16 protein-coding genes are annotated in these 15560 nt (G+C 72.5%); 3 read left to right on the top strand and 13 right to left on the bottom strand.

Annotated elements, in window-relative coordinates:
• Nucleotides 1–37: 37 nt before the first annotated feature.
• Nucleotides 38–913, bottom strand: a complete 876-nt coding sequence (locus A6A25_RS09670) for an LppU/SCO3897 family protein (protein WP_073887824.1) — start codon at nucleotides 911–913, stop codon at nucleotides 38–40.
• Nucleotides 914–982: 69 nt separating this feature from the next.
• Nucleotides 983–1600 (bottom strand): LppU/SCO3897 family protein, encoded by a 618-nt coding sequence (locus A6A25_RS09665; RefSeq protein ID WP_073887823.1) that lies wholly within the window; start codon nucleotides 1598–1600, stop codon nucleotides 983–985.
• Between the two features lie 211 nt (nucleotides 1601–1811).
• Between A6A25_RS09665 and A6A25_RS09660 the strand changes: the two genes are divergently transcribed.
• From A6A25_RS09660 to A6A25_RS09650, 3 genes are all read left to right on the top strand, one after another.
• Complete coding sequence (locus A6A25_RS09660) at nucleotides 1812–3473, top strand: DNA repair helicase XPB (protein ID WP_073887822.1); 1662 nt, start codon at nucleotides 1812–1814, stop codon at nucleotides 3471–3473.
• A gap of 98 nt (nucleotides 3474–3571) precedes the next feature.
• Nucleotides 3572–4015 (top strand): hypothetical protein, encoded by a 444-nt coding sequence (locus tag A6A25_RS09655; RefSeq protein ID WP_143193051.1) that lies wholly within the window; start codon nucleotides 3572–3574, stop codon nucleotides 4013–4015.
• Nucleotides 4016–4024: 9 nt separating this feature from the next.
• A complete protein-coding gene (locus A6A25_RS09650; RefSeq protein ID WP_073887820.1) occupies nucleotides 4025–4960 on the top strand; it encodes an o-succinylbenzoate synthase in 936 nt (311 codons plus the stop codon).
• Here the strand turns inward: A6A25_RS09650 and A6A25_RS09645 are convergent.
• The 11 genes from A6A25_RS09645 to A6A25_RS09595 all read right to left on the bottom strand — a co-directional run bounded on the left by A6A25_RS09645 (nucleotide 4926) and on the right by A6A25_RS09595 (nucleotide 15519).
• On the bottom strand, nucleotides 4926–5915 hold the full coding sequence (locus tag A6A25_RS09645) for an RNA polymerase subunit sigma-70 (RefSeq protein ID WP_198932631.1): 990 nt from the start codon (nucleotides 5913–5915) through the stop codon (nucleotides 4926–4928). The genes A6A25_RS09650 and A6A25_RS09645 overlap by 35 nt on opposite strands.
• Nucleotides 5912–6799, bottom strand: coding sequence for an alpha/beta hydrolase (locus tag A6A25_RS09640; RefSeq protein ID WP_073887818.1), 888 nt, complete (start codon nucleotides 6797–6799; stop codon nucleotides 5912–5914). The genes A6A25_RS09645 and A6A25_RS09640 overlap by 4 nt, the downstream gene beginning before the upstream one ends.
• 90 nt (nucleotides 6800–6889) lie before the next feature.
• Nucleotides 6890–7921, bottom strand: a complete 1032-nt coding sequence (locus A6A25_RS09635; protein ID WP_073887817.1) for a serine hydrolase domain-containing protein — start codon at nucleotides 7919–7921, stop codon at nucleotides 6890–6892.
• Nucleotides 7918–8823, bottom strand: a complete 906-nt coding sequence (locus tag A6A25_RS43925) for a DUF6895 family protein (RefSeq protein WP_073887816.1) — start codon at nucleotides 8821–8823, stop codon at nucleotides 7918–7920. Before A6A25_RS43925 ends, A6A25_RS09635 begins: the two co-directional genes overlap by 4 nt.
• Nucleotides 8820–9512, bottom strand: a complete 693-nt coding sequence (locus A6A25_RS09625; protein ID WP_073888022.1) for a hypothetical protein — start codon at nucleotides 9510–9512, stop codon at nucleotides 8820–8822. Before A6A25_RS09625 ends, A6A25_RS43925 begins: the two co-directional genes overlap by 4 nt.
• Nucleotides 9513–9559: 47 nt before the next feature.
• Entirely contained in the window at nucleotides 9560–9754 is a 195-nt protein-coding gene (locus tag A6A25_RS09620; RefSeq protein WP_073887815.1) for a hypothetical protein, read from the bottom strand.
• Nucleotides 9755–9976: 222 nt separating this feature from the next.
• Complete coding sequence (locus A6A25_RS09615) at nucleotides 9977–10999, bottom strand: CapA family protein (RefSeq protein ID WP_241828569.1); 1023 nt, start codon at nucleotides 10997–10999, stop codon at nucleotides 9977–9979.
• 74 nt (nucleotides 11000–11073) lie between these two features.
• The gene (locus A6A25_RS09610) at nucleotides 11074–11700 is read right to left on the bottom strand and encodes an SRPBCC family protein (RefSeq protein WP_073887813.1); all 627 of its coding nucleotides are present in this window, start codon (nucleotides 11698–11700) and stop codon (nucleotides 11074–11076) included.
• A complete protein-coding gene (locus A6A25_RS09605) occupies nucleotides 11697–12551 on the bottom strand; it encodes an FAD binding domain-containing protein (RefSeq protein ID WP_073887812.1) in 855 nt (284 codons plus the stop codon). Before A6A25_RS09605 ends, A6A25_RS09610 begins: the two co-directional genes overlap by 4 nt.
• Nucleotides 12548–14980, bottom strand: coding sequence for a xanthine dehydrogenase family protein molybdopterin-binding subunit (locus tag A6A25_RS09600; RefSeq protein ID WP_073887811.1), 2433 nt, complete (start codon nucleotides 14978–14980; stop codon nucleotides 12548–12550). Before A6A25_RS09600 ends, A6A25_RS09605 begins: the two co-directional genes overlap by 4 nt.
• The gene (locus tag A6A25_RS09595) at nucleotides 14977–15519 is read right to left on the bottom strand and encodes a (2Fe-2S)-binding protein (protein ID WP_073887810.1); all 543 of its coding nucleotides are present in this window, start codon (nucleotides 15517–15519) and stop codon (nucleotides 14977–14979) included. The genes A6A25_RS09600 and A6A25_RS09595 overlap by 4 nt, the downstream gene beginning before the upstream one ends.
• Between the last annotated feature and the right edge of the window lie 41 nt (nucleotides 15520–15560).

Genomic DNA, 15560 nt, shown 5'->3' with positions numbered 1-15560 from the left:
AGCGAATTCACCCGCGAGTGTCCCGCAGGCGGGTCGGTCACATCTCGGGGAGCCCCAGGCAGTACGTGACCGGCGGCTCCGGGTAGGCCATGCCCGCGCCGTCCGGGCAGGCTTCCAGGTCGTTGACGTCCTTGATGACCCTGATCACCTTGAACGTGTCGTTGCCCGTGCACCCGGTCTTGACGAACCCGCTGCCTTCGTCGGCCTTGTAGCAGGCGCCCTCGACCATGTTGGGCAGCAGGCACAGCCGGTACCCGTCGCCGACGCCGCCCGCCGGGACGATCTCGGTGTAGATGCCGTCCTCCGAGCAGGTGCTGTCGGTCGACTCCAGGACCTTGCCCACCTTGTACGACGCCTTGTCGGCGGAGCAGTCGAGGGTCTCGACGTCGGCGCGGTTGTCGTTCTCGGCGGTCACGCTGACGCAGTCGCCGACCTCGGCGTTCGCGGAGCCCCTGGTGAGGAAGTACACGCCGAACGCGACGATGGCGATCAGCAGCAGCACCAGCAGGGCGATCAGGACCTTCCGGCCGTTGCCGCCGGAGCCGCGGGTCTCGTTCGCGGCGGGTGCCTGGGAGGCCGGTTCGGCGGAGGCCACGGGGTCGGCGGAGGGCGCCGGGCGGGCACCGGTCACGGCGGTCGGGCCGGCGGGCGTGACGGGCTCGTTGCCCTCCACCGCGCGTTCGCGCGCGCCCTCGCCGGGCTCGGGGGTGGCGTCGTCGGGTCCGGTGGAGCCGGAGCCGAGCCCCGTCGAGGCGGGGGTCGAGAGCCGCTGCTCCCCGGCCGACTCGGCGGCGTCCCGCGAGGCCGCGATGCGGTCGGCGTCGGCGGGCGGCACGTCCGGACGGGCGGCGGGATCACCGGCGGCGGCCCCGGTCGGCACGTCGTCGTCGGGTCGACTCGGCTCGTTGCTCATGATCATCCTCGCTGGCCGGGGTGCGCGTGACGTCCCAGAAGGTAACGCCACGCGCACCCGCGAGGTGGATCAGGCTTCCTCGGCCGGCGCGAAGCAGAAGGTCGTCTTCGGCTCGGGGTAGGTCAGCGGCGTGGCGTCGCCGCAGGCGGCCTCGTCCACGCTGTCCTTGACCAGCTTGGTCAGCTTGAGCACGCCGGACTTGCCGCAGTCGACGGCCGGGTAGCCCATCTGGGTCCCACCGTCCAGGTCGTAGCACTTGCCCTCGGCCAGGTTCGGCACCAGGCAAAGCTTCGAGTCGGGGCCGCGACGGGCGGTCTCGGTGTACTCGTCGTAGTACTCACCGGGGCAGGACTCGGCGGTCGAGCCGAGTACCTTGCCGATGGTGTAGTTCGCCTCGGCCGACCCGCAGTCGACGTTCTTGAACTCCGGCTTGCTGCTGGTGCCGGTCACGCTCGCGCAGTCGCCGGCCTTGGACTGGGCCGCGTCGCTGGTGAAGTAGTTGATGCCGTAGACCACCACACCGGCCACGGCGATGCCGATGATCGCCGTGAGGATCCGGGCGACGACGCCCTTCTTCTTCGGCGCCGGCGGAATCTGCTGCGGCTGCGGGGCGTTCTGATACTGCGGGGCGCCCTGCTGCGGGCCACCCTGGTACTGCGGTGCCGACGCGGGCATGTCCGTGCTCATGAAGAACCTTCGTTCGATCGGGGAGGGCCCCGTATTCCACGCCGAGGGGGCGCGGTGGGGCGGAGGGACGCTATCGACTGCGTCACACGGGCGTACACGGCTTTACCGAACCGAGTCCGTAAGCGGTGAGTGCGCGTTCGCGTACCGTCCGCATCCGACTTGCACCCGGTATGCACACTTGAAGGACACCAAGCGACAGGAGCGCGCACTCGTGACCGACGGCCCTTTGATCGTCCAGTCGGACAAGACCCTGCTGCTGGAGGTCGAGCACCCGCTGTCGGACGACGCGCGCACCGCCATCGCGCCGTTCGCCGAGCTCGAACGCGCACCCGAGCACGTCCACACCTACCGCATCACGCCGCTGGCGCTGTGGAACGCGCGTGCCGCGGGTCACGACGCCGAGCAGGTGGTCGACGCGCTGGTCCGCTACTCCCGCTACCCCGTGCCGCAGCCGCTGCTGGTGGACGTGGTCGACACGATGGGCCGGTTCGGCAGGCTGCAGCTGGCCAACCACCCCGCGCACGGCCTCGTGCTGAACTCGCTGGACCGCGCCGTGCTGGAGGAGGTGCTCCGGCACAAGAAGGTCAAGCCGATGCTCGGCGCGCGGGTCGACGACGACACGGTGGTCGTGCACCCGAGCGAACGCGGCCGGCTCAAGCAGCTGCTGCTCAAGATCGGCTGGCCGGCCGAGGACCTGGCCGGGTACGTCGACGGCGAGGCGCACCCGATCGACCTGGTCGAGGACGGCTGGGAGCTGCGCGACTACCAGCGCCGCGCCGCGCAGGCGTTCTGGGCGGGCGGCTCGGGCGTGGTCGTGCTGCCGTGCGGCGCGGGCAAGACGCTGGTCGGCGCGGCGGCGATGGCCGAGGCGGGCGCGACCACGTTGATCCTGGTCACGAACACCGTGGCGGGCAGGCAGTGGAAGCGCGAGCTGGTCGCGCGGACGTCGTTGACCGAGGACGAGATCGGCGAGTACTCCGGCGAGCGCAAGGAGATCCGGCCGGTCACCATCGCGACCTACCAGGTGATCACCCGCAAGTCGAAGGGCGAGTACAAGCACCTGGAGCTGTTCGACTCGCGGGACTGGGGCCTGATCGTCTACGACGAGGTGCACCTGCTGCCCGCGCCGGTGTTCCGGATGACCGCCGACCTCCAGTCACGGCGTCGGCTCGGCCTGACCGCGACGCTGGTGCGCGAGGACGGCCAGGAGGGCGACGTGTTCTCGCTCATCGGTCCCAAGCGGTACGACGTGCCGTGGCGGGACATCGAGGCGCAGGGCTGGATCGCGCCCGCCGAGTGCACCGAGGTGCGGGTGACGCTGACCGACAACGAACGGCTGGAGTACGCGACGGCCGAGCCGGAGGAGCGCTACAAGCTGTGCTCCACGGCCCGGACGAAGCTGCCGGTGGTGCGGGCCATCCTGGACCAGCACCCCGGTGAGCCGACGTTGGTGATCGGGGCCTACCTGGACCAGTTGGAGTCGCTGGGCGAGGCGCTGGACGCGCCGATCATCCAGGGTTCGACGAAGAACAAGGAGCGCGAGGCCCTGTTCGACCGGTTCCGGCGCGGTGAGCTGCGGACGCTGGTGGTGTCGAAGGTGGCGAACTTCTCCATCGACCTGCCCGAGGCGTCGGTGGCCGTGCAGGTGTCCGGGACGTTCGGGTCGCGGCAGGAGGAGGCGCAGCGGCTCGGCCGGTTGTTGCGGCCCAAGGGTGACGGGCGGCAGGCGCACTTCTACTCCGTCGTGTCGCGGGACACCTTGGACACCGACTACGCCGCGCACCGGCAGCGGTTCCTGGCGGAGCAGGGGTACGCCTACCGGATCGTGGACGCCGACGACCTACTCGGCCCCAAGCTCCCCGACCTCGGCTGACCCCCGCCGGCGGGGCCGCGCGGACGACCCGGAAGACTTCTTCGGTGACTCGAGTGGTGCCGTTACCCCGGTGGTGGATGTGGCGGCCGGGTGTCGATGTGGGTGCTGTTCGCCGTGCCGCGAAGCGAAAGCGGGTCTGGGCGCGGTTGACCGAGTGGGACGTGGTCCTGGCGGCCGACGCGCGGGACGTCGTGCACTGCGATCAGTTCACCGATCCCGTCCAACGCCGTCGCGCGGGCCGCTTGTGCGCGCACTTCGACGCCGTGCGCGGCCTGGATCCGCAGCGCGTTGCGCAGGTCGAACGGCTGCTGTGGCGGGCGTTGGTGGCGTTGCGGGATAGCCAACCGCTGCGGGAGGCGTTGGCGCGCACCGAGAACCGGCCAGGACTGGCCGCCGCGATCGCCGAGCCGACGCGTGAGCTGGCCGAACTGGACCGCCGCCTGGACCAGTTCGAGGACGCGTTGCGGATCGTCGTGGAAGAGCTGGACCCGGAACTGACCGGCACCGCACTGCGCCGGGTCGCCGCGCTGGACCCGCTCTAAGCTCGTCCGGTGCTGGTCTACTCGATCCCGATGCGCAACCGGTTCCGCGGTATCACGGTGCGCGAGGGCGTGCTGCTGGAAGGGCCCGCCGGGTGGGGTGAGTTCTGCGCGTTCCTCGACTACTCCGACGACGAGTGCGCGCCCTGGTTGGCGTGCGCGCTGGAGGCGGCCGAGCAGGGTTGGCCCGCGCCGGTCCGCTCCGAGATCCCGGTCAACTGCACGGTTCCCGTCGTCTCACCGGAACGCGCGCACGAGATCGTCGCCCGTTCGGGCTGCACGACCGCGAAGGTGAAGGTGGCCGATCCGGGGATGCCGCTGGCCGACGACCTGGCGCGGGTCGAGGCGGTGCGTGACGCGCTCGGGCCGTCCGGCGCGATCCGGGTCGACGCGAACATGGCTTGGGACGTCGACGCGGCGGTCCACGCGATCCGCGAACTGGACCGTGCGGCCCGGGGCTTGGAGTACGTCGAGCAGCCGTGCCCGTCGATCGGGGAGCTGGCGGCGGTGCGGCGGCGGGTCGACGTGCGGATCGCGGCCGACGAGTCGATCCGGCGGGCCGAGGACCCGTTGAAGGTGGCGGTGGCCGGGGCGGCGGACGTGGCGGTGATCAAGGTCGCGCCGCTGGGCGGTGTGCGCCGGGCGTTGGCCGTGGCGGAGGCGTGCGGCCTGCCGTGCGTGGTGTCGTCGGCGGTGGAGACCTCGGTCGGCATGGCCGCCGGTCTGGCACTGGCGGGCGCGTTGCCTGAGCTGGACTTCGCCTGCGGCCTGGGCACCCTGCCCCTGCTGACCGGCGACGTGACCACCGACTCGCTCGTCCCGGTGAACGGCCACCTCCCCGTACCCACCCACGCCCCGACCCCCGACCGCTTCCCCGACTTCGCCGCCGACCCCGCCACCACCACCCGCTGGCTCACCCGCCTCGACCGGGTCCGGGGCGCGCTCTAAGGCCACCATCTCGTCCCGGCGAAGGCGAGCCATCCTCATCCGCGACGCGCTGGGCATCGTCGGGGAAGGGGCGATCGGCCACGAGGGTCGGGTCGGGGAAGACCGTGAGGCGGGCGATGCCGGTCGTGGTGGTGGTGAGGACGGCCATGCCCCACGGTTTGCCCTGGTGGTAGGTGTAGGTGGCCGGGTGGTTGTTGGCGGTGGTGGGGTGCATCCGCCAGTCGCCCGCGGTGCCGACGACCGTGGCCAGGAACGTCAGGCAGGTGTCACGGCCGTGGAACCAGGTCGGTGAGCCCGCGACCTCCAGGGCCGCGTCGGTGCGGAGCGCGCGTTCCAGGGCCGACAGGTCCGAGTTCTCGAAGCCCGCGATGTACTCCGACAGCAGGGCCCGCGCCCGCGGTGACGTCGGTTCGACCAGGTCGTCCGCCGTCGGCGCGACGTCGGCCAGGGTGGCGCGGGCCCGTTGGAGGGCGCTCTTCACCGCCGCCACGGTCGTGTCCAGCATCCGCGCGACCTCGGTGGCCGGGATCGCCAGCACGTCACGCAGGATCAGCACGGCCCGCTGACGCGGCGGCAGGTGTTGCAGGCCCGCGATCAACGCCAGGCGCAGGTCGTGGCGGGAGGTCACCACGGCGGCCGGGTCGTCGGACTCCGGGGTGACCAGCGCGTCCGGCATGGGCTCCAGCCACTGCACGTCGGCCGCGGTCGCGTCCACGGTCGACGGCAGGTCGCGGCGTCGGCGGCCCCGCAACGCGTTCAGGCAGGCGTTCGTGGCGATCCGGTAGAGCCAGACCCGCACCGACGACCGCCCCTCGAAGCCGTCGAACGACCGCCACGCCCGCAGGTACGTCTCCTGCACCACGTCCTCGGCCTCGTGCCGCGACCCGAGCATCCGGTAGCAGTGGGCCAGCAGCTCCCGCCGGAACGGCTCGGCGGCCTCCTCGAACGACGTCACGCCAACCCCAGCTTCGGCCGCACCCACGACGCGAACCGGGCGATCGCGTCATCGGCCTCCGGCGCGCGCCCGGCGGCCATCTGGAAGGTGTGCACCTGCTCCTCGAACACGTCCAACCGCACCTCGACCCCCGCGTTCTTCGCCCGGTCGACCAGCATCTCGCTGTCGTCCAACAGTGTCTCGTGCGACCCGACCTGCACGAACAGCGGCGCGAGGCCGGTCAGGTCGGCGCGCAGCGGGTTGGCCAGCGGGTCGCGCCGGGAGCCGTCCGGGCCGAGGTAGAGCTCCGCCAGGCCGTCGACGAAGTCGCGGTAGAAGTAGCCGTCGGTCCGCGCGTTGGTCGACCAGGTCCGCCCGGTCAGCTCCAGGTCGACCCACGGCGAGATCGCCATCACGGCCGCGGGCAGGGGCAGGCCGGCGGCCCGGGCGTTGAGCTGGGTGGTGATGGTCAGGCCACCGCCCGCCGAGTCTCCCGCGAACGCGATGTGGCGTGCCTCGAACGACCCCAGCAGCCACCGGTAGACGTCGGTGACCGCGTCGACCTGCGCCGGGTGGACGTGCTCGGGCGCGAACGGGTACCGGAACAGCAGCGCCCGCGCGCCAACGGCCTTGGCCAGGTGCCCGTACAGCTTGCGGTGCGTGTACATCGAGCCGGCCACGTAACCGCCGCCGTGCACGCACATCAGCACGCAGTCGGCCGCGGCGCCGTGCGGCAGCAGCCACATCGCGGGCGTGCCCGGCTCGTCGGTCTCGACGTAGTCCACCCCGCGCGGCTCGGCGGTCAGGTCACCCCAGCTCTCCGGGTCCATCGGCCGCCCGTTGAGCCGGTCGACCGTCCACCGCTCGTACATCGCCCGCACCGCCGCCGACTGCACGCTCGCCATCGCCCTGCCTCCTCGATCCGTGATGTCGGAGGTGCAGACCGGCGGCGGGCCGGAAAGGAATCGGTCGGGTGCTCGTCCTGAGCGGTGAACTCAGGGGTCCTGGAGGTTCGACACGCGGGGCCTGGAGGTTCGACTCGCGGGGTGGGATGCCAGGGACCAGGCGGTGTCGTAGGAGCGTTGCACGAACGAGGCGCCCACCGTCGGGCCGGCGTTGGCCAGGGCCACGAAAGCGGTCGAGGTGCCGGGGCTGAAGGCGGCGAACACCGTGCAGCCGCGGGTGCCACCGGAGTGGAACAGCAGTTCACGGCCCGCTCGGCGGCGCAGGTTCCAGATCAGGCAGACGTCGTGGGCACGGGCCGACGCGCGCGGCCGGGTGACTTCGGCGGTGGCGTCGCCCAGCGGCCCGGTGAACGGCGGCAGGTGGGCGGTCAGGTAGCGCAGCAGGTCGAGCGCCGACGACCGCAGGGCTCCGGCGGCGGGCATGCCGGGTATCTCCCACGGCGGCCGGGGCCGCCCGCGCAGGTACCCCGTGACCTGCGGGGACGTGAAGCAGTCGGTGTCCGTCAGGTTCAGCGGGCGCAGGACGCGTTCGGCCAGCAGCTCGGCGTAGGGCCTGCCGGCCGCACGAGCCAGGGCCTCCCCCAGCAGCGCCACGCCGAAGTTCGAGTAGCGGTACCGGCCGGGCGGTCCGCAACGGGCACGCCGCAGCGCGGCGTCGAAGTCGGCGGCGGCGAAGTCGCGGTAGGGGTTGGTGCGCCAGCGCGGCACCGCCCGGAGCAGCAGGCCGGGCGGGAGGCGCGGCAGGCCGGCGGTGTGGGTGGCCAGTCGCTCCAACGTGACGTCGCGGCCCAGGTGGGGCACCGCGCCCACCGGCAGGTGGCGGCGGACGGGGTCGGCCGGGTCCACCTCGCCCCGGCCGGCCATCTCCGCCAGCAGCAGACCGGTGAACGTCTTGGTCAGCGAGCCCAGCTCGAACCGGGTGTGCCCGGTCACGGGCCGCGGCTCCCGACCACCGGTCGTGCCGCCGACCAGGACCAGCTCCTCGCCGTCCCGGTGCAGACCCACCGCGACCCCGGTGGCGTCGGGCACGGCGGCGGGCAGGTGCGCGACGAGGTCCTTCACCTGCTCCCGCCGAGCAGCCGCGACGTGGTCAGCGTGCCCGCGATGGTCGCCACGACCGCGGTGTGCTGGTGGTCGTGGTACCGCTTGCGCGGGTCGTCGGCCACGGGTCCGGAGTCGCGGGGCAGGAACCCGTCGGCGTGCTGGGCCTCGGCGAACACCTCCCACTCCGCCCGATCGCACCGCGGCTCGGGCAGGCAGGCGCTGACGATCAGCAGCTCGCCGAGCAGGTCCCACTGCCCCGCCTCCGCCCACACGTCGACCCACACCGGGAGCCAGTTCTCCAGGTACTCGACCACGTCCGGCGGCAGGTCACCCGGCATCGCGGCCCAGTCCGTGAGGTGGAAGACGGTGTGCGTCATGTAGTAGGCGGTGTACCAGTCCAGCGCCCAGGGCTGCGGCGTGCGGCCGAGCCACGTCTGCCGGAGCATCGCCGGGAAGTCGTCGTCCCGGTGGATGCCGACGACGCGGTGGGCGTTGGCCACGGCCAGCCGGCGGTTGGGCAGCACCTCGGTCATCGAGTTCTCGGCGGAGCACTGCGCGAGGACCGGCTCCAGCGCCTCGTGCCGCAGTCCGCAGCGGGCGAAGTGGACGTAGGTCTCCAGCGGGTCGGTGAGCAGGGCGTGCCGCAGTTGGCGCTCGTAGAGCATGTCGCCCTCGCGCAGCTGCTTCCACGCGAAGTCCGCCAGTTCGCGCGCGGCCCGCTGCTCGGTCGTGCCGGCCACGCCCTCGCGCATCACCAGCGACGACGCCAGCGCCATCTCGCACAGCGGCTTGTAGAACTCGTCCGGGTCGTCGAGGTCGGCCGTGGCATCGTCCTCGAACCCGCCCAGCTCGCGGTTGGCGTGCAGCCAGCCGAGGGCGCCCGCCGCGACGTCGTGGGCGATGTGGACCACCGTGGTCATGACGCACCCACCAGGTACCGGGCGACGGCCAGGTCGAGCAGCCGGCGGGGTTCCGCGCCGACCCGCAGCGCGACGTGGTCGACCAGCGACACCGGGTCCACCGGCAGCCGGGCGCCCGCGGCGTGCACCAGGGCGACCCACCGGGTCAGCCGGCTCGCGGTGGCGAAGTCGCGGCGCAGCACGGTCCGCAGCACGCCCCGGCACAGGGCCAACGGCTGCGCCGCGACCGCGTCCACCACCGGACCGGTGGCGCCGGGGTGCGCCAGGGACGACAGCTGGGCCACCGCCACCGACCAGCGGGCCCACTCGCCGGCCGGGCCCAGCACGTCGGCCGGGTCGTCGGGCGCCGCCACGGCCGCGGCTCCGGTCAGGCGCGCCAGCAGGCGGGCGGTGGACCAGTCGTGCCAGGCCATCACCCGCTGCTCCGGCCCGGCCGGCTCGGTGACCGGCGGGAAGACCTGGAAGGCCGAGGCGACCACCTCGACGTCCTCGGCGGCCAGGGGCCGGTCCAGCACGACGTGCGGCAGGAAGACGTCCGCACCCACGAGCCGGACCGCCCCGAGCCCGGAGGTCGGGTCGGCGCGCGAGTCGAGGAAGTCGGCCAACCCGACTCCACCGCTTCCCCGCAGCGCGCCGAGCACCCGACCGGCCAGGTCCGCGGCGTCACCCGCGCAGGACGAGGCGTCCATGGTCCTCCCGTCACCGGTCACTTCGTCGGGATCGAGCCGAGGGGTGGCTACTTGCGCGGTTCCTTCGGCGTCGCGGGCGAGATCAACAGCCCCAGGAGCAGGCCCAGGACCACGGCGGCACCGGCGTTCGGCTCGGGCATCGGCGGGTCGGCCAGAGCGGTTTCCGGCTCCGCGACCAGGGCGCAGAGCCGCTCAACGTCCGCCGGTGCGGCGACCGGCCGGGTCAAGGTGTGGACAGACATGTGGAGCCTCCCTCCGCCGCGGGCGTCACGACGTTCGTCGCAGTGGCTGCCCGTTGGTGTTGTCCCTCGAGTGCAGCACAGCCGGGTCCGTCCGTCCGGTCCCCCGCGGCGTTCCCGACCGGTAATAACCGTGTGGGTGACAAGTGGGTTTTTCTTCTGCCCCAATGGTTTCCGAGCGTGACGACGGGGTAGGGCGGTCCGGTGGGAGGCCGCTTGACCGGGTCAGGGGTGGGTGATGGCGGCGCCGAGGCTGCGGACGATGCCGTCCGTGCGGTTGAGGGCTTCGGTGCGGCGGGGGTTGGCCGGGACGCGGGTCAGGTCGACGACGCGGATCGGTGGGCCGAACTCGACCAGGGTCGGCACGTAGGACGCCTCCGCCACGGTCCAGCCGGACGGGCCCTTCACGAACTTGAAGCGGGTGACGATGCCCTCCTCGGTGATGCCGCGCGGCTCGGAGTGGCGGGCCACCTCGTTGCCCATGCCGTAGACGACCCACTTGCCGTTGACCTGCTCGATCGGCTGCACGGCGTGCACGTGGGTGCCGATGATCAGGTCGACCGCCGGGTCGGCGAGCAGCGCCCGCGCCATCTCCTTCTGCTGCGGCGTCGCCTCGTGCTGGTACTCGTTGCCCCAGTGCAGGCTGGCGACCACGACCTCGGCGCCCGCCTCACGAGCCGCACGGGCGGCCTTCAGCACGCCCTCGGTGGACAGCTGGTTCGCCATCCACGGCTGCGGCAGGGGGATGCCGTTGAACCCGTACGTGAACGCGATGTGCCCGACCTTCACCCCGCGCACATCCAGCAGCAGCGGTGTCGCGGACTCCTCGGGCGTGCGGAACGAGCCGGTGTGCTTGAGGCCGGCCGCGTCCATCACGTCGAGCGTCGTCTTGATCGCCGGCGTGCCCCGGTCGAGGGTGTGGTTGGACGAGGTGGAGCAGCTGTCGTAGCCGATCTCCTTCAACGCCGACGCGACCTCCGGCGGCGCGCTGAACGCCGGGTAGCCGTAGGTCGGCGCGCCGGGCGCGGACAGCGGCGTCTCCAGGTGGCAGATCGACACGTCGGCGTCGATCGCCTCGCGCAGGCCTTCCAGCAGCGGCACGAAGTTGCGCGCGCCGTCGGCGTCGGCCTGCTCGGTCAGCGCCGGGTGGATCAGGATGTCGCCGCCCGCGGCCAGCGTGAACGACGGCGGCTCGGGGGCGACCGACGAGGTGGTCGACGCCGGCGTCCGCGGGGTCGTGATCACCACCGGCGACCCGGTGCACCCCACCAGCACGCAGAGGCAGGCGACCAGCCCGAGGACCGGTCGCCTGCCGCGCGCGTTCAGCGGTGCCGCCCGCGGAGCCTGCGCACCAGCAGCGCCACCACCAGCAGCCCGGCCACCAGCGGCAGCACCCGCTTGAGCACGGGTGCGCCCGCCGTGTCGAGCAGGTCGAGCGGCTCGTCGGGCACGGCGCGCAGGTGCGGCCTGGCGGTGGTCTCCGTGGAAGTCACCTCCTCAGCTTCCGCCGGCGCGAGCCGCGTCGCCAGGCATTCCGCGAACTCGTCGATGATCCGGCCGCTGACCTCGCCGATCAGACCCCGGCCGAGCTGGGCGGGACGGCCGGTGATGTTCAGGTCGGTGACCACCGACACCTCGGTGCCGTCGGCGGCCGCGGTCAGCGCCACCGACACGGTCGCGGACGCGGTGCCGTTGCCGCGGGTGTCCTTGCCGGACGCCTTCAGCACGGCGGCGTGCACCCGTTCGTCGACGGACGTGAACTCGCCGGTCCCCTTGTAGAGCAGGGTCACCGGCCCGAGCTTGACCTTGACCGTGCCGGTGAACTTCCGGCCCTCGACCCCGGTGAGGGTGGCGCCCGGCATGCACGGCGCCACCTTCTCCGGGTCGAGCAGCGCGGCCCACACGTCCGGCACGGGCGCGGGGACGGCGAACCGGTGTTCGAGCTTCATGCGCTCACCGCGGCCGTCACCGCCCGTTCGGTGAGCACGCGGGCCAGGTGCGACCGGTACTCGGCGTCGGCGTTGCCGTCGTTGGGCGGGTCGGCCCCCTCGGCGGCACGGGTGGCCGCCGACGTGATCGCCTCGGCCGTCGCGGGCTGCCCGACCAGCGCTTCCTCCACGCCACGGGCCCGCACGGGGGTCGGGCCCATGTTGGTCAGGCCGACCCGGGCGTCGGTGATCTTCCCGTCGAACACGCGCACCGCGGCGGCCACCGCGACGATCGACCACGCCTGCGCGACCCGGTTGAACTTCTCGTAGTGCGCGCCCCAGCCGGTCAACTTGGGCACCTTGACGTGGGTGAGCAGCTCGTCGGGCGCCAACGCGGTGGTGAAGTAGTCGACGAAGAACTCCCCCGCCGGCACTTCCCGCGTGCCGCCCGGCCCGGCGCACACCATCACCGCGTCCAGCGCCAACGCCGGTGCGAGCAGGTCCCCCGCCGGGTCGGCGTGGGCGAGGGAGCCGCCGAACGTGCCGCGGTGGCGCACCTGCGGGTCGGCGACGGTGTCCGTGGCCAGGCACAGCAGCCGGGCGTGCTCGCGCACCAACGGGTCGCGCTGCACCTCGTAGTGCGTGGTCATGGCCCCGATGCGGAGCGAGTCGCCGTCGTCGTGCACGCCGGTCAACTCGGTCAGCCCGGACAGGTCGACCACCAGGGTCGGCACGGCCAGCCGCATCCGCAGCACCGGGATGAGGCTCTGCCCGCCGGCCATCACCTTGGCGTCCTCGCCGCCCGCGGCCAGGGCGCGCACCGCCTCGTCCACGGTGGTGGGCGCGACGTAGTCGAACGCGGCCGGGATCATTCCGCACCCCCTCGGGCGTCGATGCTGCCCAGGCCACCGCCCGCTCCCGGTGTGGTCGGCACGCCGTCACCGCGGCCGTGGATCGCCTTCCACACCCTCATCGGCGTGCACGGCATCTCGATCTCGGAGACGCCCATGTGCCGGACGGCGTCGATGATCGAGTTGACCACGGCGGGCGTGGACGCGATCGTGCCCGCCTCGCCGACGCCCTTCACGCCCAGCGGGTTGCTGGTCGCGGGCGTCTCGGTGCGGTCGGTGGTGAAGTGCGGCAGGTCGACCGCGGACGGCAGCAGGTAGTCGGCGAAGGTGGCCGTGGTGAGCGTGCCGTACTCGTCGTGCACCGCCTCCTCGTACAGGGCCTGCGCGATGCCCTGCGCCAGGCCGCCGTGCACCTGGCCCTCCACGATCAGCGGGTTGACCACCTTGCCGACGTCGTCCACGCACACGTAGGAGCGGATCTTCACCGCGCCGGTCCGCGTGTCGACCTCGGTGGCGCACAGGTGCGTGCCGTGCGGGTAGGAGAAGTTCTCCGGGTCGAACGTGGCCGCGGCGTCCAGGCCCGGTTCCACGCCGTCGGGCAGGTTGTGCGCGACGTGCGCGGCCACCACCACGTCGCCCAGCGCCATGGTCGTGGACGTGCCGCGCACGGAGAACGTGCCGGCGGTGAACTCGACGTCGTCCTCGGCGACCTCCATCAGGTGCGCGGCGACCGTGCGGGCCTTGGCCAGCACCTTGTCCGCGGCCAGCACCACCGCCACGCCGCCGACGGCGAGCGACCGGGAGCCGTAGCTGTCCATGCCGCGGTGCGAGACGCGGGTGTCGCCGTGCAGCACCTCGACGTCCTCGAACGCCACGCCGAGCCGGTCGGCCACGATCTGGCTCCACGCCGTCACGTGACCCTGGCCGTGCGGTGACGTGCCGGTGATCAGCTCGACCTTGCCGGTGGGCAGCATCCGGATCGCCGCGTGCTCCCAGCCGCCCGCCGCGTACCGGAGGGCGCCGAGCACGCGGGACGGTGCGAGCCCGCACATCTCGGTGTAGGTGGAGATCCCGATGCCGAGCTGCACCGGGTCACCGTTGGCCCGGCGTTCGGCCTGCTCGGCGCGCAGCGCGTCGTAGCCGAACAGCTCCTTGGCGCGGGCGGTGGCGGCCTCGTAGTTGCCGGAGTCGTAGGTGAGGCCGGCGACCGTGGTGAACGGGAACTCCTCGTGCTTGATCCAGTTCTGCTCGCGCAGCTCCAGCGGGTCGACGCCCAGCTCGGCGGCCAGCTCGTCCATGATCCGCTCGACCGCGAACGTGGCCTCCGGCCGTCCCGCGCCGCGGTACGCGTCCGTCGGCACCTTGTTGGTGAACACGTTCGTGCAGGTGAAGCGGTAGGCCGGGAACTTGTAGATGGCGTTGAACATGAACGCGCCCAGGATCGGCACGCCCGGTGACACCAGCCGCAGGTAGGCGCCCATGTCGGCGAGCAGGTCCACCTTCAGGCCGGTGACCGTGCCGTCGCGGCGGGCCGAGATCGTGATGCGCTGCAGCTGGTCACGGCCGTGGTGGGCGGACAGCATCGACTCGGTGCGCGACTCGGTCCACTTGACCGGCTTGCCGAGCCGGCGCGCCACCAGCAGGGTCAGCACCTCTTCGGGCGTGACCTGGAGCTTGCCGCCGAACCCGCCGCCGACGTCCGGCGCGATCACCCGGATCTGCTGCTCCGGGATGCCGAGCACGGCCGACAGCATCCACCGCAGGATGTGCGGCACCTGCGTGGACGACCACATCGTCACCGAGCCGGGTGACGGGTCGACCACGACCGAACGGGGTTCCATGAACGCCGGGATCAGCCGCTGCTGGCGGAACGTGCGCTCGACGACCACCTCGGCGTCGGTGATCGCCTGGTCGACGTCGGACCCGGTGCCCGCCTCGGCGGAGTCGAACACCCAGGTGGCGCTCTTGTTCGTGCCCAGGTCCGGGTGGACCAGGTCGGCGTCGTCCTCGACCGCGCGGTCGAGGTCGAGCACGACCGGCAGGTCCTCGTAGTCCACGTCGATCGCGGACAGCGCGTCGTGCGCCTCGGCCGCGCTGCGGGCCACCACCAGGGCGACGACCTCGCCGGCGAAGTTCACCTGGTCGACGGCCAGCGACGGCGCGGGCGGTGCGAGCATGTCCTCGGTGATCGGCCACGCGCACGGCAGGCTGCCCTGCTCGGCGGCCAGGTCCTGGCCGGTGAGCGCGACCAGCACGCCGGGCATCTTCACGGCCTCGGTGACGTCGATCGAGGCGATCCGGGCGTGTGCCACCGGGCTGCGCAGCAACGCCATGTGCAGCATGCCGGTGAGCTGCAGGTTGTCGGTCCACCGGGTGGCGCCGGTGATCAGCCGGGCGTCCTCCTTGCGGCGGCGGGCCTTTCCTACCTCGGGTTCGGCGGTGGCGGTCATTCGCCACCCCCGGCGTGCATCGGGGAGCGGTCGACCACGGTCGTCTCGTCCACGCGCTCCGCTTCGGGGCCGGAGCCGGGGCTCATCCGCTGTGCCGCGTCACGGACCGCGCGCACGATGTTCTGGTAGCCGGTGCAGCGGCAGAGGTTGCCCTCCAGGCCGTGCCGCACCTCGTCCTCGTCGGGGTCGGGGTTGTCCGCGAGCAGGTCGATGGCCTGCATGATCATGCCGGGGGTGCAGAAACCGCACTGCAACGCGTGGTTGGCGTGGAACGCCTCCTGGACGGGGTGCAGCTGCCCGTCGCGGGAGAGTCCCTCGATCGTGGTGACCTCGCGGTCGTTCGCCTGCACCGCGAGCACGGCGCACGACTTCACGCTGTGGCCGTCGAGGTGGACCGTGCACGCGCCGCAGTTGCTGGTGTCACAGCCCACGACCGTGCCGGTCTTGCCGAGTCGTTCGCGCAGGTAGTGGACCAGCAGCGTGCGTGGTTCGACGTCGTCGCGGTACTCCACCCCGTCGACGGTGACCGATATCCGCATGAACCCTCCAAGTGTGGTGGTGATGGGGGTCACACCCGAGA

Origin of the sequence: Saccharothrix sp. CB00851 (genome assembly GCF_001905065.1) — a bacterium.
Taxonomy (GTDB): domain Bacteria; phylum Actinomycetota; class Actinomycetes; order Mycobacteriales; family Pseudonocardiaceae; genus Actinosynnema.
This window is presented reverse-complemented; position numbering and strand designations above follow the sequence as displayed.